The 24,761-nt window shown below is 71.2% G+C and carries 22 protein-coding genes; 7 read left to right on the top strand and 15 right to left on the bottom strand.

The genetic code is table 11. From position 1 onward, the window contains the following. Positions 1 to 13: 13 nt before the first annotated feature. Complete coding sequence (locus MZC64_RS43220) at positions 14 to 442, bottom strand: HIT family protein (protein WP_247765328.1); 429 nt, start codon at positions 440 to 442, stop codon at positions 14 to 16. A 277-nt stretch (positions 443 to 719) separates the two neighbouring features. On the opposite strand from MZC64_RS43220, the gene MZC64_RS43215 reads away from it, so the two are divergent. Then, the gene (locus tag MZC64_RS43215) at positions 720 to 1,451 is read left to right on the top strand and encodes an SDR family oxidoreductase (RefSeq protein WP_247765329.1); all 732 of its coding nucleotides are present in this window, start codon (positions 720 to 722) and stop codon (positions 1,449 to 1,451) included. Between the two features lie 3 nt (positions 1,452 to 1,454). Here MZC64_RS43215 and MZC64_RS43210 read toward each other — a convergent pair whose 3' ends face one another. Then, positions 1,455 to 2,633: an AAA family ATPase gene (locus MZC64_RS43210; RefSeq protein ID WP_247765330.1), complete on the bottom strand. Its 1,179-nt coding sequence runs from the start codon at positions 2,631 to 2,633 to the stop codon at positions 1,455 to 1,457. Between the two features lie 81 nt (positions 2,634 to 2,714). On the opposite strand from MZC64_RS43210, the gene MZC64_RS43205 reads away from it, so the two are divergent. Beyond that, positions 2,715 to 4,577, top strand: coding sequence for a Na+/H+ antiporter (locus MZC64_RS43205; protein ID WP_247765331.1), 1,863 nt, complete (start codon positions 2,715 to 2,717; stop codon positions 4,575 to 4,577). Between the two features lie 204 nt (positions 4,578 to 4,781). On the opposite strand, the gene MZC64_RS43200 is transcribed toward MZC64_RS43205, so the two are convergent. Genes MZC64_RS43200 through MZC64_RS43145 form a run of 12 tightly spaced genes read right to left on the bottom strand, consistent with a single transcriptional unit; the run spans position 4,782 to position 16,281 of the window. Next, positions 4,782 to 5,477, bottom strand: coding sequence for a PP2C family serine/threonine-protein phosphatase (locus tag MZC64_RS43200; RefSeq protein ID WP_247765332.1), 696 nt, complete (start codon positions 5,475 to 5,477; stop codon positions 4,782 to 4,784). A gap of 22 nt (positions 5,478 to 5,499) precedes the next feature. Next, complete coding sequence (locus MZC64_RS43195) at positions 5,500 to 6,690, bottom strand: aminotransferase class V-fold PLP-dependent enzyme (protein ID WP_247765333.1); 1,191 nt, start codon at positions 6,688 to 6,690, stop codon at positions 5,500 to 5,502. After that, positions 6,687 to 7,568, bottom strand: coding sequence for a fumarylacetoacetate hydrolase family protein (locus MZC64_RS43190; protein ID WP_247765334.1), 882 nt, complete (start codon positions 7,566 to 7,568; stop codon positions 6,687 to 6,689). The genes MZC64_RS43195 and MZC64_RS43190 overlap by 4 nt, the downstream gene beginning before the upstream one ends. 11 nt (positions 7,569 to 7,579) lie before the next feature. After that, positions 7,580 to 7,990: a RidA family protein gene (locus MZC64_RS43185; protein ID WP_247765335.1), complete on the bottom strand. Its 411-nt coding sequence runs from the start codon at positions 7,988 to 7,990 to the stop codon at positions 7,580 to 7,582. A gap of 20 nt (positions 7,991 to 8,010) precedes the next feature. After that, a complete protein-coding gene (locus tag MZC64_RS43180) occupies positions 8,011 to 8,559 on the bottom strand; it encodes a cupin domain-containing protein (protein WP_247765336.1) in 549 nt (182 codons plus the stop codon). Next, positions 8,556 to 9,230 (bottom strand): hypothetical protein, encoded by a 675-nt coding sequence (locus MZC64_RS43175; RefSeq protein ID WP_247797785.1) that lies wholly within the window; start codon positions 9,228 to 9,230, stop codon positions 8,556 to 8,558. The genes MZC64_RS43180 and MZC64_RS43175 overlap by 4 nt, the downstream gene beginning before the upstream one ends. Beyond that, a complete protein-coding gene (locus MZC64_RS43170) occupies positions 9,212 to 10,825 on the bottom strand; it encodes an FAD-dependent monooxygenase (RefSeq protein WP_247765338.1) in 1,614 nt (537 codons plus the stop codon). The genes MZC64_RS43175 and MZC64_RS43170 overlap by 19 nt, the downstream gene beginning before the upstream one ends. Beyond that, positions 10,822 to 11,550 carry an SDR family NAD(P)-dependent oxidoreductase gene (locus MZC64_RS43165; protein WP_247765339.1) on the bottom strand — a complete coding sequence of 243 codons (729 nt, stop codon included), beginning with the start codon at positions 11,548 to 11,550 and terminating at the stop codon, positions 10,822 to 10,824. Before MZC64_RS43165 ends, MZC64_RS43170 begins: the two co-directional genes overlap by 4 nt. Then, positions 11,547 to 12,614, bottom strand: a complete 1,068-nt coding sequence (locus MZC64_RS43160) for an Ldh family oxidoreductase (RefSeq protein WP_247765340.1) — start codon at positions 12,612 to 12,614, stop codon at positions 11,547 to 11,549. Before MZC64_RS43160 ends, MZC64_RS43165 begins: the two co-directional genes overlap by 4 nt. Next, positions 12,611 to 13,558: an amidohydrolase family protein gene (locus MZC64_RS43155; protein ID WP_247765341.1), complete on the bottom strand. Its 948-nt coding sequence runs from the start codon at positions 13,556 to 13,558 to the stop codon at positions 12,611 to 12,613. The genes MZC64_RS43160 and MZC64_RS43155 overlap by 4 nt, the downstream gene beginning before the upstream one ends. Before the next feature lie 37 nt (positions 13,559 to 13,595). Continuing rightward, positions 13,596 to 15,041, bottom strand: a complete 1,446-nt coding sequence (locus MZC64_RS43150) for a PLP-dependent aminotransferase family protein (RefSeq protein ID WP_247765342.1) — start codon at positions 15,039 to 15,041, stop codon at positions 13,596 to 13,598. Continuing rightward, the gene (locus tag MZC64_RS43145) at positions 15,010 to 16,281 is read right to left on the bottom strand and encodes a monodechloroaminopyrrolnitrin synthase PrnB family protein (protein WP_247765343.1); all 1,272 of its coding nucleotides are present in this window, start codon (positions 16,279 to 16,281) and stop codon (positions 15,010 to 15,012) included. The genes MZC64_RS43150 and MZC64_RS43145 overlap by 32 nt, the downstream gene beginning before the upstream one ends. Positions 16,282 to 16,470: 189 nt before the next feature. Between MZC64_RS43145 and MZC64_RS43140 the strand changes: the two genes are divergently transcribed. Continuing rightward, complete coding sequence (locus MZC64_RS43140) at positions 16,471 to 17,841, top strand: amino acid permease (protein ID WP_308301135.1); 1,371 nt, start codon at positions 16,471 to 16,473, stop codon at positions 17,839 to 17,841. 71 nt (positions 17,842 to 17,912) lie between these two features. After that, positions 17,913 to 19,145, top strand: a complete 1,233-nt coding sequence (locus MZC64_RS43135) for a hypothetical protein (protein ID WP_247765344.1) — start codon at positions 17,913 to 17,915, stop codon at positions 19,143 to 19,145. A gap of 18 nt (positions 19,146 to 19,163) precedes the next feature. Here MZC64_RS43135 and MZC64_RS43130 read toward each other — a convergent pair whose 3' ends face one another. Next, positions 19,164 to 20,693, bottom strand: a complete 1,530-nt coding sequence (locus MZC64_RS43130; RefSeq protein ID WP_247765397.1) for an NPCBM/NEW2 domain-containing protein — start codon at positions 20,691 to 20,693, stop codon at positions 19,164 to 19,166. A gap of 292 nt (positions 20,694 to 20,985) precedes the next feature. Between MZC64_RS43130 and MZC64_RS43125 the strand changes: the two genes are divergently transcribed. The 3 genes from MZC64_RS43125 to MZC64_RS43115 all read left to right on the top strand — a co-directional run bounded on the left by MZC64_RS43125 (position 20,986) and on the right by MZC64_RS43115 (position 24,755). After that, positions 20,986 to 22,542 (top strand): glycosyltransferase family 39 protein, encoded by a 1,557-nt coding sequence (locus tag MZC64_RS43125; protein ID WP_247765345.1) that lies wholly within the window; start codon positions 20,986 to 20,988, stop codon positions 22,540 to 22,542. A 417-nt stretch (positions 22,543 to 22,959) separates the two neighbouring features. Continuing rightward, positions 22,960 to 24,066 (top strand): Gfo/Idh/MocA family oxidoreductase, encoded by a 1,107-nt coding sequence (locus tag MZC64_RS43120; RefSeq protein ID WP_247765346.1) that lies wholly within the window; start codon positions 22,960 to 22,962, stop codon positions 24,064 to 24,066. Further along, positions 24,063 to 24,755 carry a VOC family protein gene (locus tag MZC64_RS43115; protein WP_247765347.1) on the top strand — a complete coding sequence of 231 codons (693 nt, stop codon included), beginning with the start codon at positions 24,063 to 24,065 and terminating at the stop codon, positions 24,753 to 24,755. The genes MZC64_RS43120 and MZC64_RS43115 overlap by 4 nt, the downstream gene beginning before the upstream one ends. Positions 24,756 to 24,761 lie beyond the last annotated feature (6 nt).

Raw genomic sequence — 24,761 nt, 5'->3', positions numbered from 1 at the left:
CCTGTCCGCCCGCCTAGTCGGCGGGCACGTGTTCCTCGTGACCCAGCTCGCGCAGGGCCACCCGCAGCCGGTGCAGAGCGTCGTCCAACTTCGCGCCGTCCGGTTCCATCTCTACCCGCGTGAAGTCGAAGTCGTCCATGTCCCACACCGGCGACACATGCACGTGCAGGTGCGGCACCTCGAACCCGGCCACGATCAGCCCAGCCCGCGGCGCTGCCCACGCACGCTGCACACCCTGCCCGATGACCTGTGCGATTGCCATACAGCGACCGAGCAGTTCCGGCTCGGCCTGGGTCCACTGGTCGATCTCGGCATGCGGCACGACGAGGGTGTGCCCCGGCCGCAACGGCGCGATGCTCAGGAACGCGGAGACCCCGGCATCCCGCCACACGAACCGCCCAGGCAGCTCACCGGCGATGATCCGGGAGAACAAAGTCGACATGCCCCCATTCTGTCCACCACCCACCCCCACCTCCCCAGACACCCCCGCCCCACCCCTCTTCCGGCGAGTTGGCCCAACTGGTACGCCGGTTTTGCCCAAACGGGCGTACGAGTTGGCCCAACTGGTACGAACGCCCGACCCGGTCCCGGACCAGCTGAGTCTCCTTCTTAGATCCAGGGTGAGTCGGGCCACATCCTGTCCATCTGAGTTGCTTTTTGAAACTCAGCGGATAGCGTCGGTGGTGTCTTCCCGAACTGCTGGAACAAGGAGCACAGACATGCGGATCGACGGTGCGGTGGCGCTGGTGACCGGGGCGAACCGGGGCATTGGCCGGGCTTTTGTGGCGGGGCTGCTGGCCCGCGGCGCGAGCAAGGTCTACGCCGGGGCGCGCGACCCGAAGTCGGTCGAGGTGACCGACCCGCGGATCGTGCCGGTGGCCCTCGACGTCACCGACCACGCCCAGGTCGCCCAGCTCGCCGCGACCGCGGGCGACGTCTCGATCGTGGTCAACAACGCGGGCGTGGTCGCCGGACCGAGCCTGCTCCAGGGCTCCCTCGCCGGGGCGCGGCAGGAGTTCGAGGTCAACACGCTGGGCACCTGGGCGGTGGCCAAGGCGTTCGCGCCGGTGCTGGCCGCGCGGGGCGGCGGCGCGCTGGTGAACATGCTGTCCGTGGCGAGCTGGCTGGCCATCGACGCCGCACCCGGGTACGCCGCGAGCAAGGCCGCGCAGTGGTCGATCTCCAACTCGCTGCGGCTGGGCCTGCGCGGCCAGGGCACGCACGTGCTCAACGTGCACTGCGGCTACGTGGACACCGAGTTCAGCAAGCGGGTCCCGTTCGAGAAAATCAGCGCCGAGACGGTGGCCAGGGAAGCCCTCGACGGGCTGACCGCGGGCGCCGAGGAGGTGCTGGTGGACGAGATCAGCAAGGCGGTCAAGGCCGCCCTGCCCAACGACCTGGCCACCCTCTACTCCGTCTCGCACGACCAGGCGATCCAGCGCCGCTGGTGACGGCTACCGCTTGGGCCAGTGCCAGGACGGCTGGTCCAGGCGGCCCTGTCCCTCGATCGTGGTCTCCCCCAGGTCCTTGACCAGCCGCACCGCACCGAGGTCGGCGCCCGTCTCCTCGGCGCCCGCCTCGATCGCGGCGATCAGCGGGCGGGCGTGCGAGACCACCACGACCTGGGTGTTCTTCGCCGCGGTGACGATCAGCCGGGCCAGTGCGGGCAGCAGATCGGGGTGCAGGCTGGTCTCGGGCTCGTTGAGCACGAACAGCTCCGGGATGCGCGGGCTGAGCAGCGCGGCCACCCACAGCAGGTAGCGCAGGGTGCCGTCGGACAGCTCGGCCGCGCGCAACGGCCGCAACAACCCGTGCTGGCGCAAGGACAACTCGAACCGCCCGTCCGAATGCTCGACCGTCACCCGGGAACCGGGGAAGGCGTCCTCAATGGCCAGGCCCAGCGCGTCGGTGTCGCCGATCTCGGTGATCGTCTGCACCGCGGCGGCCAGGTCCGCGCCGTCCTGGCTGAGCACCGGGGTGCGGGTGCCCAGGCGGGCCTGCCGGGCGGGGGCGTCGGCGTCGGTGCGGAAATGGTCGTAGAACCGCCAGGACCGGATCCGTTCACGCAGCACCATCACCTCCGGCGCCACCCGCGGATCGGTGAACTCGCTGAGCAGGCTGTCATACGGCCGGATCCGGAAGGTGTCCTCGCCCCAGGCCCCGGTCGCCCCGCGCAGCAGCACCGCGCCGTTGCGCCGCTCGGCGAACAGCCCGCTCTGCTTGTACACCGGACCGCGCCACACCGCCTCGCCCTTGATCTCCGGGTCCAGCGCGAACGCGGTCTCCCCCGGCTGCGGCAGGCCCAGGTCCAGCGAATACCCGAAGTCGTCCCCGGCGAAGCCCAGCCGCAACCCGACCGGCTCCTTACGCACCGTGCCCTGCACCGCGTACCGGCCCTCGCGCACCCCCCGGCCGATCACCGCGGGCCCCGCCCACAACGTGGACTGCAACCCGCCCTCCCTGGCCAGCGCGGTGACCGCGCCGTTGCGGGCGGCGTCGGCGAGCAGCCGTAACGCCCGGTACAGGCTGGACTTGCCACTGCCGTTGGCGCCGGTGACCAGGTTGAGCTGGCGCAACGGCAGCACCAGGTGACGCAGGGAGCGGTAGTTCTCGATCGCGAGCGTTCGGAGCACGTACGCAAACCTAGCCACGCCCACCGACAAAACCCGTGGCTCATGCGGTGACCAGGCCGGTCGTGAGGGATGCTGTGCGCCATGGAGATCGCGCTGGAGATCATCGGGCTGGTCGTCGCGGTGCTCGCGGTGACCTTCCTGGCGAAGGTGCTGAACCTGTCGGCGCCGCTGTGCCTGATCGTGGTCGGCGTCGCGGTGTCCTTCATCCCCGGGGTGCCGGACTACGCGCTCAACCCGGACGTGGTGCTCATCGGCCTGCTGCCGCCGCTGCTCTACGCCACCGCGATCCGCACCTCACTGATCGACTTCCGGGCCAACCGGGGTCCGATCGGGTTGCTCTCGGTCGGTCTGGTCGTGTTCACCACGCTCGGCGTCGGCGCGGTCGCCTGGCTCGCCATCCCCGGCGTGCCGCTGGCCGCCGCGTTCGCCCTCGGCGCGGTGGTCGCCCCACCCGACGCGGTGGCCGCGACCGCGGTGGCCCGGCGGGTCGGCCTGCCGCGCACGATCGTGCGGGTGCTGGAGGGCGAGAGCCTAGTCAACGACGCGGCCGCGCTGGTCGCGCTGCGCACCGCGATCGCGGCCATGGCGGGGGCGGTCACCTTCTGGCAGGTCGGCGGCAACTTCCTGCTCGCCGCGGGCGCCGGGGTGCTGCTCGGACTGATCGTCGGCTACGTGGCCGGATTCCTGCGCACCCGGTTGCAGGACCCGGTCTTCGACACCGGCGTGTCCCTGGTCGTGCCCTACGCCGCCTACGTCGCGGCCGAGGCCGTGCACGGCTCCGGCGTGCTCGCCGTGGTGATCGCCGGCCTGATGCTGGGCCACCGCGAACCCCGGATGCTCAACGGCGCGGCCCGCATCGCCAGCACGGTCAACTGGCAGACCATCCAGTTCCTCCTTGAGAACGTCGTCTTCCTGCTCATCGGCCTGCAACTGCGCCGCATCCTCACCGAAGTCGGCGAAACCGACCTGTCCCTGGGCACCCTGGTCCTGGCCTGTGGCCTGGTACTGGCCGCCACCATCCTCACCCGGGTACTGTGGATGGTCGGCATCACGTTGCTGCGCAAGGCTTTCGGCCGCAAGGCCTGGCGCTGGCGGTACTCCGCGGTGACCGCCTGGGCCGGCATGCGCGGCGTGGTGACCCTGGCCGCGGTGTTCGTGCTGCCCGAGAACACCCCGCAACGCCCGGTGCTGGTACTGGCCGCGTTCGTGGTGGTGGCCGGAACCCTGTTGCTGCAAGGCGGTTCCCTGCCCTGGCTGGTCCGCAAACTCAAACTGCCCGCCCCCGACCCAGCCCAGGACGCCCTGCAGGAAGCGGTCCTGCTCCAGGCCATGACCACCGCGGCACTGGAGCGCCTGGAGAAGGAGACCCGCCCCGAGGACACCCCCGAAGTCCTGGACCGCCTGCGCACCCGCCTGAACAACCGGGTCAACGCCGCCTGGGAAACCCTCGGCCGCCCCGACGACGACCTGGAAACCCCCAGCTTCGCCTACCGCAGACTCCGCCGCGCCATGCTGGAGTCCGAAATGGACACTCTGCTGGACGCCCGCGATCGCAAGGCAGCGGACGATATCGTGCTGCGCCGGGTCCTGGACATGCTCGCCATCGAGGAATCCATGCTGGACCGCTCCACCCAGCTGGTCACCGACCCCGGCACCGGCTGGCTCAAGGCCCCCAGCACCACCCAGGTCTGCAAACACCTCAAATCCGCCCCGTACCACGTCCCCCCTGGCAGCGAGGAAGGCTGCGAGGACTGCCTGGCCGAGGGCACCACCAACTGGGTGCACCTCCGCCTCTGCCTGACCTGCGGCCACGTCGCCTGCTGCGATTCCAGCCCCAGCCAGCACGCCACCGCCCACTTCCGCGACAGCCAGCACCCGGTGATGCGCAGCTTCGAGCCCGGCGAAAAATGGCGCTGGTGCTTCATCCACGCCACCGTCGGCTAACCCACCCACCCCGCGTGTTGGCCGTTGTCGTACCCCACGTTGGCCCTTATGGACGGCGAGTTGGCCCAACTCGTACGCCGGTTTTGCCCAAGCGGGCGTACCAGTTGGCCCAACTGGCACGAGAGACGTGCCACTTCGGCCAACGCACCGTCCACTTCGGCCAACTCGGCGTCCATAACGGCCAACTCGCCGTACGACTTGGGTTTAGGGGGTTAGGAGTAGGGCGGTGGCGTTGTCGGTGGCGCCGCGGTCGATGGCGGTGGCGACGAGTTCCTGGGCGCGGGGACCGAAGCGGGCGGGGCGGGCCACGATGGCGGTCATGGTGGGCAGGTCCAGCGCGCCGTAGACGCCGTCGCTGCACAGCAGCAAACCGACATCGCCGCGGACCTCGACCTGGCCGATGTCCTGGGGGCGGGCGGAGCGGACGGTGGCGGTGACCATGTGTTCCATCCACGGCGTGGTGTCCAGGCCCTGGCGGCGGAAGTACTCGGCCACCGTGTGATCCGTGGTCAGCCGGGTCAGCGTGCGGCCATCCCATCGGTAGGCGCGGGCGTCGCCGACCCAGCCGATCCGGTAGCCGTTGCCGAGCTGGTCGGCGAAGGGCATCGCCACCACCAGCACGCTGTCCCCGAGGTGGCTCAGCGCGAGCACGGCACGCTGGGCGGCCAGGATCGCCTCGGTGGGTCCGCGGGCGGGGACGGTGCTGGTGGCGGCGTCGACCGCGACGCGGGCGGCGTCGGCGGCGGTGCGGGTGTCGCCGACGCCATCGGCCAGGGCCAGCACGGGCGTCATGCTGTCCCACCCTGGACGCACGGCCAGGGCGTCGGCGTTGATCCGGCGGCGGCCGGGGTCGGTGGCGGTTTCCCAGTTGATCCGGTTGCGGTGCTCCATCAGCGTCATGGCTTCATGGTGCGACTGGTTCCTAAGAGGTTGCTGTGAGCCGATTAGCGCTTGGCTGTGGCTTGCACCGACGGTACCCGGCCAGCGCGTCGAGCAGGGTCACGATGTCCTCGGTCGAGGTGTAGTAGTGGCAGGCGATCCGCAGCAGGCTGCCGCGGGGGCTGGTCATCACGCCCCGGGTGGCCAGGAACGCGGCGAGTGCGGCTGGATCGTGGTCGCGCAGGGCCACCTGGGGACCTCGGGCGGCGGGATCGGCCGGGGAGGCAAGGTGCTCGCCCGCGTCCCGGAGGCTCTCGTACAGGTGGGTGACCAGCGCCGCGACGTGGGCCTGGCGTTCGGCGGGATCGGTGCGGGCCAGCATGGACAGCCCGGCGTGGGCGCCGTACGCGGCGAGCACCGGTGGGCTGCCGCTCTGGAAGCGTTTGGCGCCGGGGCCGAAGGTGAGGTCGTGTGGGGTGAAGGCGAAGGTGTCGCGCTGGCCGAACCAGCCGGTCAGCAGGGGGTCGACCGGGTGCGGCAGGCCCGCGCGGACGTAGAGGAAGGCGATGCCGGGCACGCCGAGCAGGTACTTCAGCGCGCCGGCGACCAGGTAGTCGCAGTCGAGTTCACGCACGTCCACGGCGGTCACGCCCAGGCCCTGGTAGGCGTCGACGAGCACCCGCGCGCCGTGCCGGTGCGCGGTCTCGGTGATCTCCTCGACCGGGAGCCGCTGGCCGTGGGCGTAGGCGTGCAGCGGCACCGAGACCAGTGAGCACGAGGAGTCGATCAGCTTGGTGTAGCCGGGCAGGTCGGCGAAACCGTTGTGGGCGCCCGCGAAGCGCACCTCGGCGCCGCGGGCGCGCTGGGCCAGCCACACGTGGGCCAGCGAGGGGAATTCCAGGTCGGTGGTGACCAGGCCGGGGCGGCGGGTCCAGTCCTGGCCGCTGGCTGCCTGGAACGCGCCTTCGGAGGCGCAGGAGACGATGGCGATCTCGGCCGGGGTCGCGCCGATCAGTTCGGCGAAGGCCGCGCGGGACCGCTCCACCTCGACGATCCAGTGCTCCCAAGGGTTTCCGTGTTCGAGCAGGGTGGACTGGAAGGTGGTCAGGGCCGCGGCGAGGGCGTCGGAGAGCGCGCCCTGACTGCACGAGGCGAGGTAGGTTTTGGTGCAGGTGATGGGAAAGTGAGTGCGGAACTGGGCCGGGGTCAGCCGTTCCGGGGTGGGATCGGTCATGTTGCCGCTCGGGCCAGGTCCACCCGCCGCAGCGTGTTGCGCAGCTCGCCCAGGCCGCTGACCCGGGTGACCAGCACATCCCCCTCGGCCAGGTACACCGCCGGTTCGCGGGCGTTGCCGATGCCGCTGGGGGTGCCGGTGAGCAGCACATCACCCGCGCGCAGGGTCATGCCGTGGCTGAGTTCGGCGATCAGGCGCGGGATCGGGAAGGCCATCTCCGCCGCGCTCGCCCGCTGCAGCTCAACGCCGTTCAGCTCGCAGCTGATCCGCAGGTCCGTGACCGCGCCGATCTCGTCCGCGGTGGTGAGCCATGGACCGAGCGGCATGGTGGCGTCGATGCTCTTGCCCTTGAGCCACTGGCCGCCGTGCGCCCGTTGCAGATCGCGCTGGGAGACGTCGTTGGCCACCAGGTAGCCGAAGATGTGCTGGTGTGCGGTGGATTCCGGGATCGAGCGCCCGTCCCGGCCGATCACGATGGCGATTTCGGCCTCATAGTCCCATTTCGCGGAGATCGTCGGGTCGAAGGCGATCGGATCATGTGGGCCGACCACGGTGTCCGGGCCCTTGGTGAAGAAGGTCGGGTGCGCCGGGACTGCCACCGGATCCTGGCCTTCGCGTTTGCCCGCTGACTCGTGGAAGTGGTCCAGGTAGTTCCAGCCGGTGCAGAGCACATCCCGGTTGAACTGCTGGACCGGCGGCCCGAGCCGAATCTCGCCGAGCAGGCGGGGTTCGGCCCCGTGCACCGCGTCGGCGACCAGCTGGAGGTCGAGCCTGCCGCGGATCACGTCGTCGACGGTGCCGAGTTCGGCCGGGGCCGTCCGGATCGTGCCCGACTCGGCGTCGACCACGCCGATCGCCCAAGCGCCAACGAGATTCACCGCCGCCAGCTTCACGACCGACCGCCGATCGCCGCGATCGCGTTGATCTCGATGAGGTACTCGGCCCGCACGAAACCGGATACCTCGACCATGGTGGAGGCGGGGGCCTGCTCGGTGAAGTACTGCCGGCGAACCGCGTGCACGGCGTCGAAGTCGGCCATGTCGCGGACGTAGACGTCCACCCTGGCGATATCGGCCAGGGTGCCGCCGGCGGCCTCGACCGCGGCCCGCAGGTTGCGGCAGACCTGGTGGGTTTGCGCGGTGATGTCGCCGACGCCGGTGATGCCGCCCTCGGCGTTGCGGGCGGTCATCCCGGAGAGGAAGACCAGCCGGGCGGTGGCCGGGACCTCGATCGCGCTGGCGTGCGCGAAATGCCCGTTCGGTTCAGCCAGCCCGGGGGCGACGATGGTGTGCACGGTCATGGGTTTCCTCCTCGGAGTGCTCAGCGCGCGTCGGTGGGCGAGCTGTACCAGTCGGGCTGGGTGGGATAGTGCGGACCGTCGTAGACCTCCAGCAAAATCGAGGTCTCCTCGGCCAGGGTCGGGCCGTGCCGGCTTCCCTTGGGGTTCCAGTAGAAGGAGCCTTCGGTGAGAGTGATCCCGGTGGGCAGGTAGGTGTAGCGGCCGGACAGGCAGAACATGAACTGGTTCGAGGCGTGCGAGTGCCGGGACGGGATGCCCGCGCCCTGCTCGAACTTCACCAGCGAGATGGACGCTCCGGTGTCCTCGTTGCGCCACAACGCTTTGTGCGTGAGACCGGCCAGGGTTTTCGCTGCCCAGGACAGGTTGTGGGTTTCCAGGAGGATCTCGCGGAACCGGTGCGCGGCTTCGCCGTCGGCGTCGACGGCCGTTCGTTCGCGGGCCCGGTCGGCTGATTCGCCGCCGTAGCGGGCGGGTGCGGAGAGATTGTCCGCCCATTCCCGGACATCGAGATCCGTGGGGCAGGGCGGTGGTGGGCGCAGGGGCGCGTCGGCGGGGTAGGGCTCGCTCATCCGCGGTGTCCTTCCAGAATGGTGTTGAGGTGGTTCAGGTAGCTGAGTTCGACGACGAACCAGGTTCCGGCGCCGGCCAGGGTGAGCGGGCCGCCGGGGTGCGGTCGCACGCCGCCTGCCGGGTCGTGCTCGTCGACCTCGATCGCGGCGAGCAGGTGCGGCCCCGGGCTGAGGTCGAGTTCGCGGGTCTCGCCCGGATGCACGGTGACCGTCCACACCGACACGTGTTCGTGCCGCAGCACCGGGATCCGGCCGTCCGGCAACGGCTCGCCCGGCGGCACGCCCAGGCTGCTGCGCGCGCCCGGCCCGATGTCCAGAGGTTCGCGGAGGTGTTCGCCGAGATCCTTCAACTCGATGAGCCGGTTGCGGTAGCAGGAATCGCCGATGTTGGTCAGGCGGTGCACTGGTGAGACGGGCCGGTACACCGCACCGCCGCGGTACTCGAAGATGAACCGGGGTTCGGTGCCGTCCAGCCAGTCCATCCGGCCGTTCGAACCGGCCAGACTCATTACCACGTAAGGGTTGTGGTGCAGGTGCCAGGGATGGCAGGCGCCTGGTTCGAGGGAGACGTCCCACACCCGGATCCGCGGGTCCTCGTGCAGTTGCGTCAGGCCGATGTCGGCGAGCACGATCGGCTCCCCCGCGGGTGAGATCACGAGGTCGCCGCGCACGGGGTCACCTCCGTCGGCCGGTGGTCGGCCAGTCCGACGAGGGCCAGGTATCGCTGCTGGATGGTGTGCGTGGCGTTGGCGGTCCAGGGTTCGATGGCGGCGATGTGCCCGTCGGGGCGCAGCAGCACCACCACGTCGCCGTCCAGGCCGAACCGGGTGCGCACGGTGTCGCCGGGGTCGAAGTAGGCCCGGTCGCGCAGGCCGGAGTCGTGCGGCGCGTCCCAGCGGCTGATCAGTGCCTGCCGCAGACCGGGCGGGTTGTCAGCGGCGATCGGTGGGCGGCGACGGGCGTCGGTGAGGTGCACGGCGAGGAAGCTGTCCCGGCACAGCTGGTGCAGGGTGACCGGTCCGCGCCCGGCGAAGACCCGCAGGTCCGGGACTCGTTCGCCGACCCGGATCGGGGTGGGCGTGCTGCTGCCGCGGGCCATTGACCAGTCGCCGGTGTGGTCGATGTCCAGGCGCACGCCGAGCAGGGTGCGGGTCATCGCCTCGCCCCAGCCGCCCGCGCCGGTGGCCGGGTCCAGGCGCCGGTCCATGATCGCGCGGGCCGCCTCGGCCATCTCGCCGGATCCATGCACGGCCACCGGGGATTGCTCGGCCTCGTAGCCACGCAGCAGGTCCGGACTGGCCCAGCCGCGGTGCACCCAGGCCAGCCGCCAGGGCAGGTTCGAGGCATCCAGCACGCCGGTGTTGAGGCCCAGCGCCCACATCGGGGTGATCAGGTGCGCGGCGTCGCCCAGCAGGAAGGCCCGGCCGGCTTGCCAGGAGGCGGCCACCCGGTGGTGCAAGGTGTAGATGTTGCTGCCGCGCACGGTGAGTTCGTCGACCTCGCCGATGAAGCGGTGTGCCTTGTCCCGCAACGCTTCGGTGCTCGGTTCGGGTGCGCCGGCGGCGAGCGGGAACAGGAATCGCCAGCAGTGCGGCTGGCGCACCAGGATCATCCACTCGGTGCGGTCGCCGAAGTAGGCCAGGTACGGGTAGTCGCGCGGGTTGCCGATGTCGAGGTCGCAGACTAGGTCGACCAGCATGTAGCGCTGGTCCAGGGTGTGCCCGCTGACCTCGATGCCGAGCCGTTCGCGCACGGTCGATCGGCCGCCGTCGCAGGCGAGCAGGTGACTGGCGGCCATCGTGATCGGACCGTCCGAAGTGGACACTCGCAGGGTGAGGCCGTGCTCGTCCTGCTCGAAATCCGCCAAGCGGTGCTGGAATCGCAGGGTGCCGGGGGCGCGGTGTTCGAGGACCTCGGCGAGCACCGGTTCCAGTTCGTGCTGGGGAATGTTGAGCAGGAACGGGAACCGGGTTTCCGCGGCCAGCGCGGCGGTCAGCACGCTGCCGGTGGACTGGCCGGTGGCGCGGTCGAGTTCGCCGACCTCGTCGATGCGCAGGCTCGCCTCCAGCACCGGGCCAAGTGCGCCGTAGCGGTCCAGCACCTCCAGGGTCCGGGTGAGGATCGTGCCTGCTTTGGTGTCGGTGGACAGCCCGGATCCGGCTTCCAGCACCACAACCGGCACGCCGTAGGACACCAGGCCCAGCGCGGTGATCAGGCCGATCGGACCGCCGCCGACGACCACGACCGGCGCGCGTTCCGCGCTCACCGCGCGGTCCCGGCGAACGCGCGGTCCCTGGTGAGCACCGAGCCGGACATGGTGGCCGCCTCGGAGAGCAGGAACAGCAGTGGACCGACCACGTCCTCGGGCTCGCCGATGCCGGTGGTGCGCGCCCAGTGCTCGCGTTCGGGGCCGGTCGGGTTGGCGGCCTGGAACTGCGGGGTGTCGATGACGCCGGGGAAGATCACGTTGACCCGGACCCGGCGGTGCGCCACCTCGGCGGCCAGTGATTTGGCGAACGGGATCATCGCGCCCTTGGTCGCGGCGTAGGCGGCGGCCTGGGCGCGGCCGAAGGTGGCCAGGCCGGAGGCGAACAACACGATCGATCCGCGCCCGGCGGCCAGCATGGCGGGCAGGACCGCCTGGCAGGACCAGACCACCCCGTTCAGGTTGACCTCGATCGCCTGCCGCCACAGGGCTTCCGGGGTGTCCACCACATCGGCCCTTGGCTGTACCGCGGCGCCCGCGATCAGGCCGTCGATCCGGCCGAACTCACGCTGTACCAAGGACATCGCGTCGATCACCTCGGCCCGGTCGGTCACGTCCACGGTGAGGTGGTGCAGTCCGGGTCCGGATTGTTCGGGTTCGAGGAGGTCGAGCACCACGGCGGTGCCGCCCGCGCCGGTGTAGGCCCTGGCCACCGCGGCGCCGATGCCGCGGGCGCCACCGGTGACCACCAGGACCTCGCCGGTGGCGTCGAAGGTGGGTTTCATCGCTGGCCCTTTCCGTTGTCGCCATTGAGTTCCGCGGGCAGCTGGGCCCCGACCCGTCGTGCGGTGTCCGCGAGTGCGGTCAGCACCGATTCCGGCACCCGCACTCCGTCCCGGTGCGCGATCCGGGCCGCGGCGGCCTCGCGTTCGCCGGGCAGCAGCACCCGGTCGACGCCGGGTGCGAGCCGGGAATCCCGGACCTCCCTGGCCAGCCGCGCGGTCCGCTCCGGCAGGTCCGCGGCCCCGAACGCCTCCGGGTCCAGGGCCAGGAACAGGTGTGCGCAATCGTTTGGCACCGCGGGGTCGGCGTAGAGCCCCTTGACGCCAGCTCCGAACGAGCCGCCGCTGAGCACCCCGGTGAGCACGTCGATCACGAGGGCCAGGCCGTAGCCCTTGGGTCCCCCAGCAGGCAGCAGCAGTCCGGCGAGGGCGGCGACCGGGTCGGTGGTGGGCAGGCCGTCGCGGTCGGTGGCCCAGGTTGGCGGGATCGCCCGGCCCTCGGACTCGGCGAGTCTGATCTTGCCGAGGGCGGCTTCGGAGAGGGCCATGTCGACCAGGACGGGGTCCGGGCCGGGCACGCCGATCGCGATCGGGTTGTTGCCGAGGACCGCGCTGGCCCCGCCGGGCGCGGGCATCAGCGGCCGGGTGTTGGCCGCGGCGATGCCGATCTGCCCGGCGGCCATGGCGGCCTGGACGTAGCGGAACGCGCCGCCGAAGTGGAAGGCGCGGCGCACGCTGACCACGCCGATGCCCAGTGCCGCCGCCTTGGTCACCGCGAGGCGCATGGCCTGGTCGGCGGTCAGGATGCCGAGGGCGTGCCCGGCGTCGAGCACGGCGACCGCGCCCGCGTCCAGTACCAGGTCCGCCTCGGTGTGGTTGCCGACCGAACCGGCCAGCAGCCGGTCGACGTACATCGGCACCAGCAGCACGCCGTGCGAGGAGATGCCGCGGGCGTCGGCCTCGACCAGTGCTTCGGCGACCTGGTGCGCGGCGACCGCGCAGATGCCGGCGGCGGTGAAGATCCGGGCGGTGGCCGCGGTCAGCACGCCGGTCTGGATCGTGGTCATGGCGTGACCGCCTTGGCCAGCAATGCCTCGGCGTTGCCACCGATCCGTTGGCGCGCTTCGACTGTGAGGTGGGCCAGTGCCTCGAACGGGTCGTCCAGGCCCATCGGGAACGGGTAGTCGCTGCCGAGCAGCAGGTGGTCCTCGCCGAAGGTCATCCTGGCCAGGTCGAGGAATGCGGTGGAATGCCCCAGACAGTCAGTCCACAACCGGCGCACGGTGACGGCGGGGTCGGCGGTGTCCGCGGCGATGCCGGGTCGCCGGGTGGCCACGCCGCGCGACCAGCGCCCGATCAGCGCGGGCAGCACGCCGCCGCAGTGCGCCAGCACGATCCGCAGCTCCGGGTGCCGGGTGAGCACGCCGCCGAACACCAGCTGGGCTGCCGCGATGCCGGTTTCCACCGGGTTGCCCAGCAGGTTGGCCAGGTAGTGCGGCGCCAGTCGCTGGTCCGGTGACTCGCCGGGGTGCAACAGCAGGGGTTTCCGCCGTTCCGCCAGGACTGTCCACATCGGACTCAGCGCCGGATCGTCCAGGGCGAGCGAGTCACCGCCCGCGGCAGCGGTCCAGCCGACCGAGTCGTCGGTCTGTTCGAGGAGTTCGAGGGCGATCCCGGGCTGGTCGAATGGCAGGTAGGTCAGGCGATCCAGGATCTCCGTGCCGTGCAGGCGGGCACGCAGGCCGTCGTCGAGCGCCCGCACCCACGCCCGGGTGCGCGCAAGGTCCAGGCCCTGGCGGTACAGCGGTGGCGGCGCCGACACCCAGGCCCGGTGCACCCCGTTCGCCGCCAGCCGCCGCCGCAGCCGGTCCGGGTCGTAGAGCCCGGCGGCCTCGACGCGCTGGCCGTCGACCAGCAGGCGGCCGTCGTGATCATGCGTCACGCCGCCGACGGGATGGGTCAGCTGGGGTGCCAGGTGGGTGTGCACGTCCGTGCTGCGGGCAGCAGGCATCTCGGATTCCTCTGGATCTGCCGGGTGGGAAAGGGATTCAGGGCCGCAGGAGGTCAGCGATGCGCCGGGCGGCCTCGCGCAGGCGGTCCGGAGAGTTGGCGGCATAGCCGACCAGCAGTCCCGGCGGTCCCGGCCGGACCCGGTGCCAGGACAGCGGATGGGTGAGCACGCCGGCCTCGGCGAGCCGGGTGGCCAGGGCGACGTCGTCCAGCTTCGGGCAGCTTTCCGGGAAGTCGATCAGCACGTGCAGGCCGGCGGCCACGCCGTGCACCCTGGCGGCGGGCCAGGCGCGGCGCAGGGTCTGTGTGAAGGCGTCCCGCCGGGCGCGGTAGCGCAGCCGGGTGACCCGGATGTGCCGGTCCAGCTCGCCGCTGCCGAGCAGGTCGGCGAGCACCAGCTGGGGCAGCACCGGTGAGCCGAGGTCGTTGGCGTACTTGGCCAGCACCAGTTCGTTCTGCAGCTCCCGGGGCGCGATCAGCCAGCCGATCCGCATACCGGGGGCCATCGTCTTGGAGATGCTGCCGGTGTGCGCGACGTGTTCGGGCGCGGCGGACTGCAGGGCGGGCACCGGGGCCCGGTCGTAGCGGTACTCCGCGTCGTAGTCGTCCTCGATGATCAGTCCGCCCTGCCGCGCCCAGTCCAGCAGCGCGCCACGGCGGTCCGGGGCGAGCACCACCCCGGTCGGGAACTGGTGCGCTGGGGTGACCAGCACGGTCCGCTCGCCGGTGGCGGTCAGCGCGTCCACCCGCAGGCCGTCGGCGTCCACCGGCACCGGCACCGGGGTCATGCCGCTGTAGGTCAGGCCCTCGCGGGCGCCGCGCGAGCCGGGGTCCTCCACGGCGAAGCGGGTCACGCCGCGACCGCGCAGCACGTGGCTGAGCAGGGCGACGGCCTGGGCCACGCCGCCGACGATGAGGATGTCCTCGGGGTGGGCGCGCACGCCGCGCACCCGGCCGAGCCAGCCGGCCAGCTGGGTGCGCAGTTCGATCGAGCCGCGCGGGTCGCCGTAGGCCAGGGCGGACGGGCTGACCTGGTTGAGCACCGCCCGTTCGGCCCGCAGCCAGGCCGCGCGCGGGAAGGCGGACAGGTCGGGGGTGCCGGGTGCGAGGTCGAGGTCGATCCGGTGGTCCCGGGCGCCGGGCAGTTCCGGCAGGAACCGGCCGGGGCCGCTGCGCTGCGGCGGGTCGGCCCGGCAGGGGCCCGGCCGGACCGCGGCGGTGACCACGGTGCCGTGGCTGGTGCGCGCGCTGACCAGGCCTTCTTCCGCGAGTCGGCGGTATGCCTCGACCACCACGCCGCGGGAGACGTCCAGGTCGTCGGCCAGTGCCCTGGTCGGTGGCAGCAGCGCGCCGCCGCTGAGCCTGCCGTCGCCGATGGCCGATCTCAGCGCCCCTACCAACCAGTCGGTAAGGCCTTTGGCGGGCGCGGTCTCCGGCCGCAGCTGGAGGAAGTCAGTGCCCAGACCGGACGGTCGTGCTGCCATGTCCGCTCCTCACCACACCGTCGTGCGTTGCCACTGTGCCCGCCGCGGCCGCGGTCGGCTCGCCGATCTGATCCAACAGGGCCCGGACCCGGTCGAGCAGCGGGCGGGCGGTCACCAGATCGGGGCGTTCCCTGGCCGCGCGCAGGTCCCGTAACCGGGCCAGCGTGTCCAGCACCGCGGCCAGTGGCGGACCACTGGCGGTCAGGTCGGACTGGCGTTCCGGCGGGGCGTGCGCGGCGGGCTCCTGCAGGAACGGGACCACCAGCTGGTGGTGGTGGAACACGGTGGCCGCGCCGTGCCCGCGGCAGGCGGCCAGCAGCAGTTCGGCGTTCTCCCGCAACGGCGGCGACGCCGGCCCGGCGGCGAGTTCGCGCGCGACCAGGTCCAGCAGGGACCCGGTGGTGGCCAGCGAACGCAGCAACGCCTGGTCGCCGGGGGCCACGAACGGGTATTTGTCGGCGGTCACCCACTGGTAGAAGGGATCGTGCGGTGAGCACAGGCCCAGCAGGACGTCGACGGCGTTGATCGCGGCGAAATCGCCGGCGTTGGCGCCGCGGAATTCCTGTGCGCCGACCCGGTAGCTCTTGAAGTAGGGCCGGATGTTGTAGAAGAACCGGTCCCGGTCGAGTTCGGCCGCCAGTGTCTGGCTGTAGCCCAGCACATCGCGCAGCGCGGCCACCGCGTCGGCGAGGTGGTAGGTGGCCAGGGGGTTGGACACGCCGAGAGCGGGCACGCTCAGCAGGGCGTGCGCGGCGCGGCGGTAGGCCATCACGGCCAGCCCGTTGTAGGTCAGGAAGATCCGTTCGCTGTCCAGGGTGGTGAAGCTGTTGAACGCGCCGGCCACCGCCCGGTTGTGGATGTGCTGGTGTGCGGAGGAGAACCGGGGCGCGACGCCGAGGGAGGCGGCCAATGCCTGGGCCAGCGGGGCGATCTGGTCCTGGTCGGGCGTCAGCTCGTGCCGGCGGCAGGCGCCGAGGTAGAAGCCGACCATGCCGAGCAGCTCGTAGCGGGCTTCCGGGTCGCGCGGCAGGTCCCGGCCGCGGGCCACCCTGCCGATCAGCTCGCCGCCGTCGCGCACCAGGGTCCGGCCCAGTTCGGCCACCTCCGCCCGGTCGGCCAGGATGAGTGCCCGCTCGGCGAAGTAGATCTCCTCCAGCTCGGTGTTGAGCTGGGTGAACTCTCCCCTGGTCCAGCGGTCCAGATCGGTGATCGCACTCGCTGTCGAGACCTGCCGGCTCACGTGGCCCTCCTCTGCTCATCGGCAGTCTGGGCGCTGTCGTGGTCCGTTCACCAGGACCATTCCCCCGGCTCCTATCCGGACCAACCGATCGGGTTTGGTCCGGATCCCCGGCCGTCCGCTGGACCTGGAACCGGTCCAGGCGGCTGCCCACGATGAGCGGCAGCCAACTCGATGAGGAGTGCGGACAACGTGGCCACACCAGCACCAGAACTCCGGCGTGAGCTGAGCAGCAGACAGATCGGCATGATCGCGATCGGCGGCGCGATCGGCACCGGCCTGTTCCTCGGCTCCGGCCTGGCCGTCTCGATCGCCGGTCCCGCGGTGATCATCGCCTATGTGCTCGCCGCCTTGGTGACGCTCACCCTGGCCTACGCACTGGCCGAGATGGTGGTCCGGCACCCCGAGGCGGGCGGTTTCGGCAGCATCTCCCAGCGTTACCTCGGGCACGGAGCCGGGTTCGTGCAGCGCTGGCTGTACTGGGCCTCGCAGGTCACCAACATCGGCAGCGAGGCCGTCGCCGCCGGGCTCTACCTGCGCTTCTGGTATCCGGAACTGCCGCTGTGGCTACCGGTGATCGGCTTCTCCGCGACAATGCTGCTGGTCAACGCCGCCTCGGTGCGCTTGTTCGGCAGGGCCGAGTACTGGTTCGCGATGATCAAGGTGGTCACCATTGTCGCGTTCATCGCGATCGGCCTGACCGCCATCTTCTTCGGCCTGCCCGGCGGCCAACCGACCGGTCTCGGCGCGCTGACCGAGCACGGCGGCTTCGCCCCCAACGGCGTCGGCGCGATCTTCCTGTCGCTGACCGTGGTCACCTTCTCCTTCCTGGGCACCGAGGCCATCGCGGTGACCGCCGCGGAATCCCGCGACCCCGGCCGGGACATCCCGCGCGCCGCCCGCCGCACCGTGCTCCGGCTGGCGCTGTTCTACGTGCTGGCGATGCTGGTGGTGGTCACCATCGTGCCGTGGCAGCAGGTCGCCGCGGGCAGCACGATCACCGAAAGCCCGTTCGTCCGGGTCTTCGGCCTGGCCGGCCTGCCCGCGGCGGCGACCGTGATGAACTTCGTGGTGCTGACCGCGGTGCTCTCGGCGATGAACACCAACCTGTACGTCACCGCCCGGATGACCTACTCGCTGGCCAGGGACGGCTACGCGCCGGCCGCCCTGGCCGTGGTCAGCCGCAACGGCGCACCCCGGCGCGCACTGGGCCTGTCCGCGATCGGCCTGGCCCTGGCCGCGCTGATCTCGGTGCTCTCCCCCGATACCGCCTTCCCGTTCCTGGTCGGCCTGGCCCTGTTCAGCGCACTCGGCACCTGGTTCCTGATCTTCGCCAGCCATCTCGCTTTCCGCCGCGAGCACCGGGATGCGCCCGCGCCGATCCGGTTGGCCGGGGCCCCGTACACCACGATCGGCGGGATGCTGTTCGTCGCGGCGGTGACGGTGGGAACCGCGTTCACCGAGCAGTTCGCCACGGTGTGGCAGGCCGGGGTCCCGTTTGTGCTGGGGCTGACGCTGGTTTACCTGTATCTGCGGCGGCGTCGGCGCATCGCCGGGGAGTGAGTCGGCGCGCGCTGTTCTGGGGGCCACAGGTTCCTCACGAGTTCCTGACAAGTGGTGGCCAGAATCGCGGCATGGTCAGAGCTGTGTGGGTGGCCGCGCTGGCGGCGTTGGTCCTGCCGGTCGGGTCGGCCGGCGAGGCCGGGGCCCAGGGATGTTTCGACCCCTCGGTCCCGGTGACCATCGAGGAATCCCGGCTGGGCAACGGAACCGGTGATCAACTCGTCGCGGCTGGCGGGTTCGACGGGATGGTCGCGAAGTTCCGGGCGCGGCTGTGTTCGGTGGGTGCCAACGGTGTCCGGGGTGTTGCCGCGGCGGCCGGGGCGGAGTTGTGGCGCGGGGCGGTCGAACGGGCGCAAGGGAAACGGCCCGGGATGGGCACGCTGGGCGTGGCGGATGATCGTCCGTTGTACTGGGCCCGGTTGCGGATGAGTTCGCTGCTGCGGCAGTGGCGGCCCGGGGTCGGCGGCGATCGGGCCGCGCTGCTGCGGGAGTTCGATCGGGCGGCCCGGGGTGTCCGGTCGGTGGACCTGCCCGCAGGGGTGGCGCGGCGGGTGCTGGTCAGCGGGTTTGATCCCTTCGGTTTTGGCGACACGGACCTGCGCGGTGGGAATCCGGCTGGTGCGGCGGCGTTGCGACTCGACGGCACGGTGGTGCACACCGACCAGGGACCCGCGGTGGCGGAGGCGGTGGTGCTGCCGGTGCTGTGGGACGCCTTCACCGACGGCGTGGTCGAAGAGACGTTCGGGACCGCGTTCCGGCGGACCGATCGCGCGCCGACACTGATCATGACGATCAGCCAGGGCGCCGGGTTCACCGTCGAGCGCTGGGCGGCGGGCTGGCGAGGTGGGCAGCCGGACAACAACGAGGTGGGCCGGAGTGGACTAGTGCCCGCGGCGCAAGGATTTCCGCAGCCTGGACTGTCCTTTGTGGAGACTTCACTGCCACATGCGCGGATGATCTCGGCGGCTACCGGGCCCGATCCGGTGTCGCTGAACCAGTGGTTCTGTTACTGGCCGGGACAGCCGGGCGTCGGGAACTCGGAGTGCCGCGCGGACGGCACACCACCGCCGGGAGTGGCGGCGGAAATGGGCAGTGGCGGGAACTTCCTGTCCAACGAGAGCATGTACCGGGCGAACCGGGTGCGGATCGGGCTTGGCGCGCAAGGGGTTCCGGGTGGGCACCTGCACGTGCCGGGCGTCCGGACGCCCGCGAGTGGCGCGTTGACCGATGCCGAGTTCGAGCGCCGCGGGGCCGAGGTGGTCGGGCAGATCGCGGCCCTGGTAGGAGTTGCCGCGGCGGGCTGACCCGCCGCGGCAACCGGATCAGGTACAGGTGATGGTGGCCTCGGCCCAGTCCGCATGGTCGTAGTCGACGCCGTCATCGGTCGGCAGCACGGCCAGGTGCACGTACTGCAGGCCGGTGACATCCGCGGTCAACGTCCGCGCGCCGTCGGTGCCGCGCAGCACCCCGCTACTCGCCAATTGCCTGCCAGGCCCCCAGATTTCCATGCTCACCGAACCCCGATCACCGGACTCGTCGTCCACACCCACCGTGGCGCTCAACCGGGTGCAACGCCCGCCAAGGTGGTAGCGGACCTCGCTGCGCGCGTGCACACCGATGCCCTTGGCGTACCGGGTGCCGCCGATGGTCAGCGCTGTGCCGTCGCCCGAACCGCGTTCGCCGTTGCTGCGGTCCTTCTCCACCGGGCCCCAGGCATTCGCGGCCAGCGACGGGGCGAGCTCGGAGAGCTGGCTGACCCCGGCGGGCGGGGTGACGAAGTTGCCCTGGCGGCTGACCCGGTACACGACGGTGGCGTGTGCCGGAACCGAGGCGCTGATCGCGCCGGTGGTGTCGCGTTCCTGACCGGTCCACAGGTCACGCAGGCGGAAACTGTTGGCATTGCCCAGGTTCGCCGCGCTCGCGGTGGTGCTGATGGTCTGGGTGCCGCCGGTCTCGTTGAACAGCGCCACCGCCACATCGCCGTTGTCCAGCGGCTTGGTCAGCACGTGCCGCCCGCCGTCGGCGCTGATCTCGGTGGCCTGCACGCCAAGACCGTCCTGATCCAGCGCGATGATCTCCCGGTTGGTCAGGATGTCGAAGGTGGACTGGCCCACCTTGCGCAGGTCCGCGCCGATCAGCAGCGGCGCGTTCATCATGGCCCACAACGAGAAGTGGCTGCGGTACTCGACCTCGGTCATGCCGCCGTTGCCGACCTCCAGCATGTCCGGGTCATTCCAGCCGCCGCGCTGCGCGTTCGCTGCCAGGCCGACGTTCTGCTTGAAGATGCCGAGCATGCTGCCCCAGTTGTCACTGATGTCCCCGGTGGTGCGCCAGCTGTTGCCCACCGGCTGGGCCCACCGCCACGGCTGGCTCTGCCCCCACTCGCACAAGGAGAACAGGATCGGCCGGCCAGTGGCCGCGAGCGCGTCCCGCATCTTCGTGTAGCGCTGCTGCGCGCTCTGGCCGAGATGGTCGCCGCAGTTGTCGTACTTCAGGTAATCCACGCCCCAGGAAGCGAACAGCCGGGCGTCCTGTTCCTCGTGCCCGATACCGCCCGGGAAGCCTTGCACATCACAGGTTTTGGTGCCCGCGCTGGTGTAGATGCCGAACTTGAGGCCCTTGGCGTGCACGTAGTCGGCCACGGCCTTGATGCCGTTGGGGAAGCGGGTGCGATGCGGCACCAGGTTGCCGTCAGCGCCGCGCTGCGGCTCGGCCCAGCAGTCGTCGATGTTGACGTACTGGTAGCCCACGTCCTTGAGGCCGCGGCTGACGAAGATGTCGGCGATGCCCTTGACCATGTCCTCGTTGAACTCGGCCCGGCAGTGCGTGGAGTTCCAGTTGTTGAACCCCATCGCCGGAGTCCGGGAGAGCCCGTTCTCCGCCGCCACCGCCGGTGGCCCGCCGAGCACAACCAGGCCCCCCGCTGTCAGCGCCCCCGCCACGAATGTGGTCAGCAGTGTTCTCCGCCAGCCTCGACCCACCGGAACCTCCTTGTTCCACGTCGAAAACCAGAACAAAACCACCCACGATCACACAGCCTGAAACAGAACCGCACAACCCGTCAAACGTCCGGACGTGCAGACCCGACCGCCCGATCGTGAGGACGATCGGGTTCCACCTGCCGCCGCTCCTAAGATCGACTACGTGACGTCTCGCGCGCCGGTTCTGGCGGAAACCCTTGCCCCGCCACACCTCGCACCCTGGTCGCGACGACTTCCGGCGCTGGCCGCCGCCCTCACCACCCTGCTGCTTGGCGCGATCGGCCTCGGCGGGACGCAGCTGTGGCGGGACGAACTCGCCAGCTGGAGCGCGGCCCGCCGCACGGTGACCGAACTGCTCGCCATGACCGCCAACGCGGACGCCTTCTACCTGCCGTATTACCTGTTCCTGCACTACTGGATGACGCTCTTCGGCGACTCCGAGGTAGCCCTGCGCCTGCCCTCGTTGCTGGCCGCCGCGGGCACGGCGGCGGTGGTGGCCGCACTGGCCGGCCGGTGGTTCGGCACGCGGGCCGGGTGGTGCGCCGGACTGCTGTTCGCGCTGGTGCCGATGGTGACCCGGATGGCCCAGGAAGCCCGGCCCTACGCCTTCGTCATGCTGTTCATCGCGCTGTCCACCTACCTGCTGCTGCGCGCCCTGGACGAGCCGTCCTGGCGACACTGGGCGGGTTACGGCGTGGCCCTGGCCGCGGTCGGCATCACCCAGCTCACCGCGTTCGCCATCGTGGCCGGGCACGCGGTGCTGGTGCTGGCCGCGCGGCAGCGGCCGTGGCGATTCGCCCTGACCGCACTGCTCGCCGTACTGCCCGCCGCACCCCTGGCCGTGCTGTCCCTTTCCGGCGGGCAGGGCGCGGTCGGCATGATCCCCCGGCCTGGCCTGCTCGACCTGTTCGGCTTCACCGCGGTCGCGCCCGCGGACAGCATGATGTGGCCGCAACTGTTCCGCTCCACCACCACCGCCTGGATCGTGCTCGCCCTCGCCCTGGCCGCCCTGCTGCTGCCGCAACGCCGCCGGGCCGCCGGAATCCTCGCCGTGGCCGGGGTGCCGATCCTGGTGCTGTGGGCCGCCTCGCAGGCCGGACCGTCCTTCTTCTTCGCCCGCTACCTGGTCTTCCTGCTCCCGGTGCTGGTGGTGGCCGCGGGCGTCACCCTCGCCGCGGTGCGGCCACAGGCCGTGCTCGCCGTCGCGCTGGCGGCCATCGCGGCGAGCACCGTGCCCGACCAGCTGGCCGCCCGCTCCCCCGGCGCACACGACGCGGCCTTCTACCCCTACGCCATGTTCACCGAAGGCCCCGGCCAGTACGCCGACTACCGCCAGCTCGCCGACCGCCTGCGCCGGGACGCCCGCGCGGGCGACGTGATCGTGTACGCGAACCGGCCGGATTTCTGGTTCACCGATACCGCCCTGGACTACCACTGGCGGACCCCCGACCGCCCGCGCGATGTCTTCCTGGACCGGGATCCGATCGCGAACGCGAGCCTGGCCGGCACCGAGAGCACCGCCTACGCCGCCCGGCTGGCCGGGGCGGACCGGGTCTGGGTGATCGGCGTCGGCGAACGCCAGGACCCCTTCGCGGGCAGCCCGGCACTGGTCGCGTTCCCGGCCCGCCCGGACAAGGCCGCCGCGGTGCAGGCCCAGTTCGCCCTCGCCGAGGTGGAGCGGATCACCGGGTTCACCGTGGCCTTGCTGCACCGCCGCTGACCCACCCCGGTCCGAATGGTCCATCCACATTAGACCAAATGCCACTATCCACAATGGACAGCGGGGAAGTGTTGGCGGGTAAGCGATATTACCCGTGAGTTCTCGCCCACCGCGCCGAGGCGGCTACTCGTCGTCGCCCAGACGTAGGACGAAAGTCCCCGCACGTCTGCCCATAAGGACAACATCAGATTTCCGTTCGGTGACGCACGCCACCAACTATTGACAATGATTGCCATTGTCAACTGTATTGAGCGCGACTGATCTGGTGATTGGCTGGTCGCCCGACAAACTCCCGAACCTGCCAGGGGCCGACGACTGCGAGGTGCGAAGTTAGGCGAGCCTAGCCTATGTAAAACAGTGTTCAAAAGGGGACCCTAACTTGACCCCCTACCCGCCGTCTACCTCGGAGAAAGCACGTTGAACGAAGCCCAGCCGCGACCGGTGCGGGTCGTGGTCGCCGGAACCGCCTTCGGGCGGATCTACCTGGACGCGGTGCGCTCGGCCCCGGACGCGTTCGTCCTCGCCGGGGTGCTCAGCACCGGCGGCGCGTACTCGCGCGACCTCGCCAGCCGCCACGACGTGCCGCTGTACACCGCCGTCGAGCAGGTGCCCGAGGTGGACCTCGCCTGCGTGGTGGTGCGCTCCGGACTGCTCGGCGGGCCCGGATCCGAACTGGCCCAGGCGTTCCTGGGTCGCGGCACGCACGTGCTGCAGGAGCACCCGGTGCACGCCGGGGAGATCGCGGACAACCTGCGCGCGGCACGACGCGGTGGCGCGGCCTACGCGGTCAACACGCTCTACCCGGATCTCGCGCCGGTGCGCCGGTTCCTGGCCGCGGTCGAGGTGCTGCGGCGGTCCGGTCCGCTGCGGTTCGTCGACGCCGCCTGCGCCAACCAGGTCGCCTACCCGCTGGTCGAGATCCTGGCCCGGATCGCGGGCTCGGTGCGGCCGTTCAGCTTCGGCGCGGCCACCGGACCGGACGGCCAGCCCTACCGCACGCTGCACGCCACCGTCGGCGGGCTGCCGGTGACGCTGCGGGTGCAGAACCAGCTGCATCCGGCCGACGCGGACAACCACGCGCACTTCTTCCACCGGATCACCGTCGGCGGCGACGCCGGGGTGCTCAGCCTGGCCGACACGCACGGACCGGTGCTGTGGCAACCCCGTCTGCACGCCGGTCGTGACGACACCGGACGGCTGATCATGGCCGGGCCTGGCAGCGAACGGCTAGCCACGCCCAGCACCACCGTGCTCGGTCCGGAGGCCGGCACCTTCCACCAGGTCTTCGCCGAGTTGTGGCCGGACGCGGTGCGCACCGCGTTGCACCGGCTGGTGCAGGACATCCACGAACCCGCGCGCCGGGCCCGCACCGGGCAGTGGGCGCTGGGGGTGGCCACCGCCTGGTCCGCGCTGACCGCCCGGCTCGGTGTGCCACAACCCATCCACCCCGAGGAACCGCCGGTGCTGCCCGTGGCACAACTGCTCGCCGCGGTGGCCGCCGAGGACGCGAGAGGAACCCGATGAGCAGGTGCAGCCATGTGCTGATCAAGGTCGATGATCTGCGGCGCGCGGTCGCCGCCTACCAGTCGGTCGGTTTTGAGGTGCACTACGCCACCGCCGAGGACAAGGCGCTGCACGCGCACGTCTGGTTCCGCGAGGGGCCGGTGCTGGAACTGCTGACCGCGCCCAAGGGGGCGAAATTCCTGCGCTGGCCACTGGAAGTCGCCTTCGGGCGGGGCGCCGGGCGGCGGATGGTGCGCTGGGCCACCCAGCCCGAGGGCTTCTGCGACGTGGCCGTGCTGGTCGACGACGATCAGCTCACCGACACGCGTAACGCGTTGCGTGCCAACGGTTCCGGCTGCGGCCGGGTGGTGAACTGGACCCGCACCAAACCGGACGGACAGCAGACCAGGTTCCGCTTCGCCTATCCGCGGGCCGACCGGGCGCCGTTCCTGGTCACCCCCTACGACCCGCCACAGCACCCGCCGTCGGTGGCGCACGCCAACGGGGCCACCGCGCTGACCAAGGTGGTGCTCGGGGTGCGTCCGGCCGACCTGCCGGTGCTCCGGCTGCTCGTCGGCGACGGCGGCGACTTCGAGTTCCGGGAAGCCGAACAGACCGGGGTGCTCGCCGTCGAACTGGCCGGGCTGCGCGCCGAACTCGACCCGGCGCTGACCCGCGGCGCGCTGCTCCGCCCCGCCACCACCCGCTGAAACCCG

Source organism: Crossiella sp. S99.2 (genome assembly GCF_023094165.1).
Lineage (GTDB): Bacteria > Actinomycetota > Actinomycetes > Mycobacteriales > Pseudonocardiaceae > Crossiella.
This window is presented reverse-complemented; position numbering and strand designations above follow the sequence as displayed.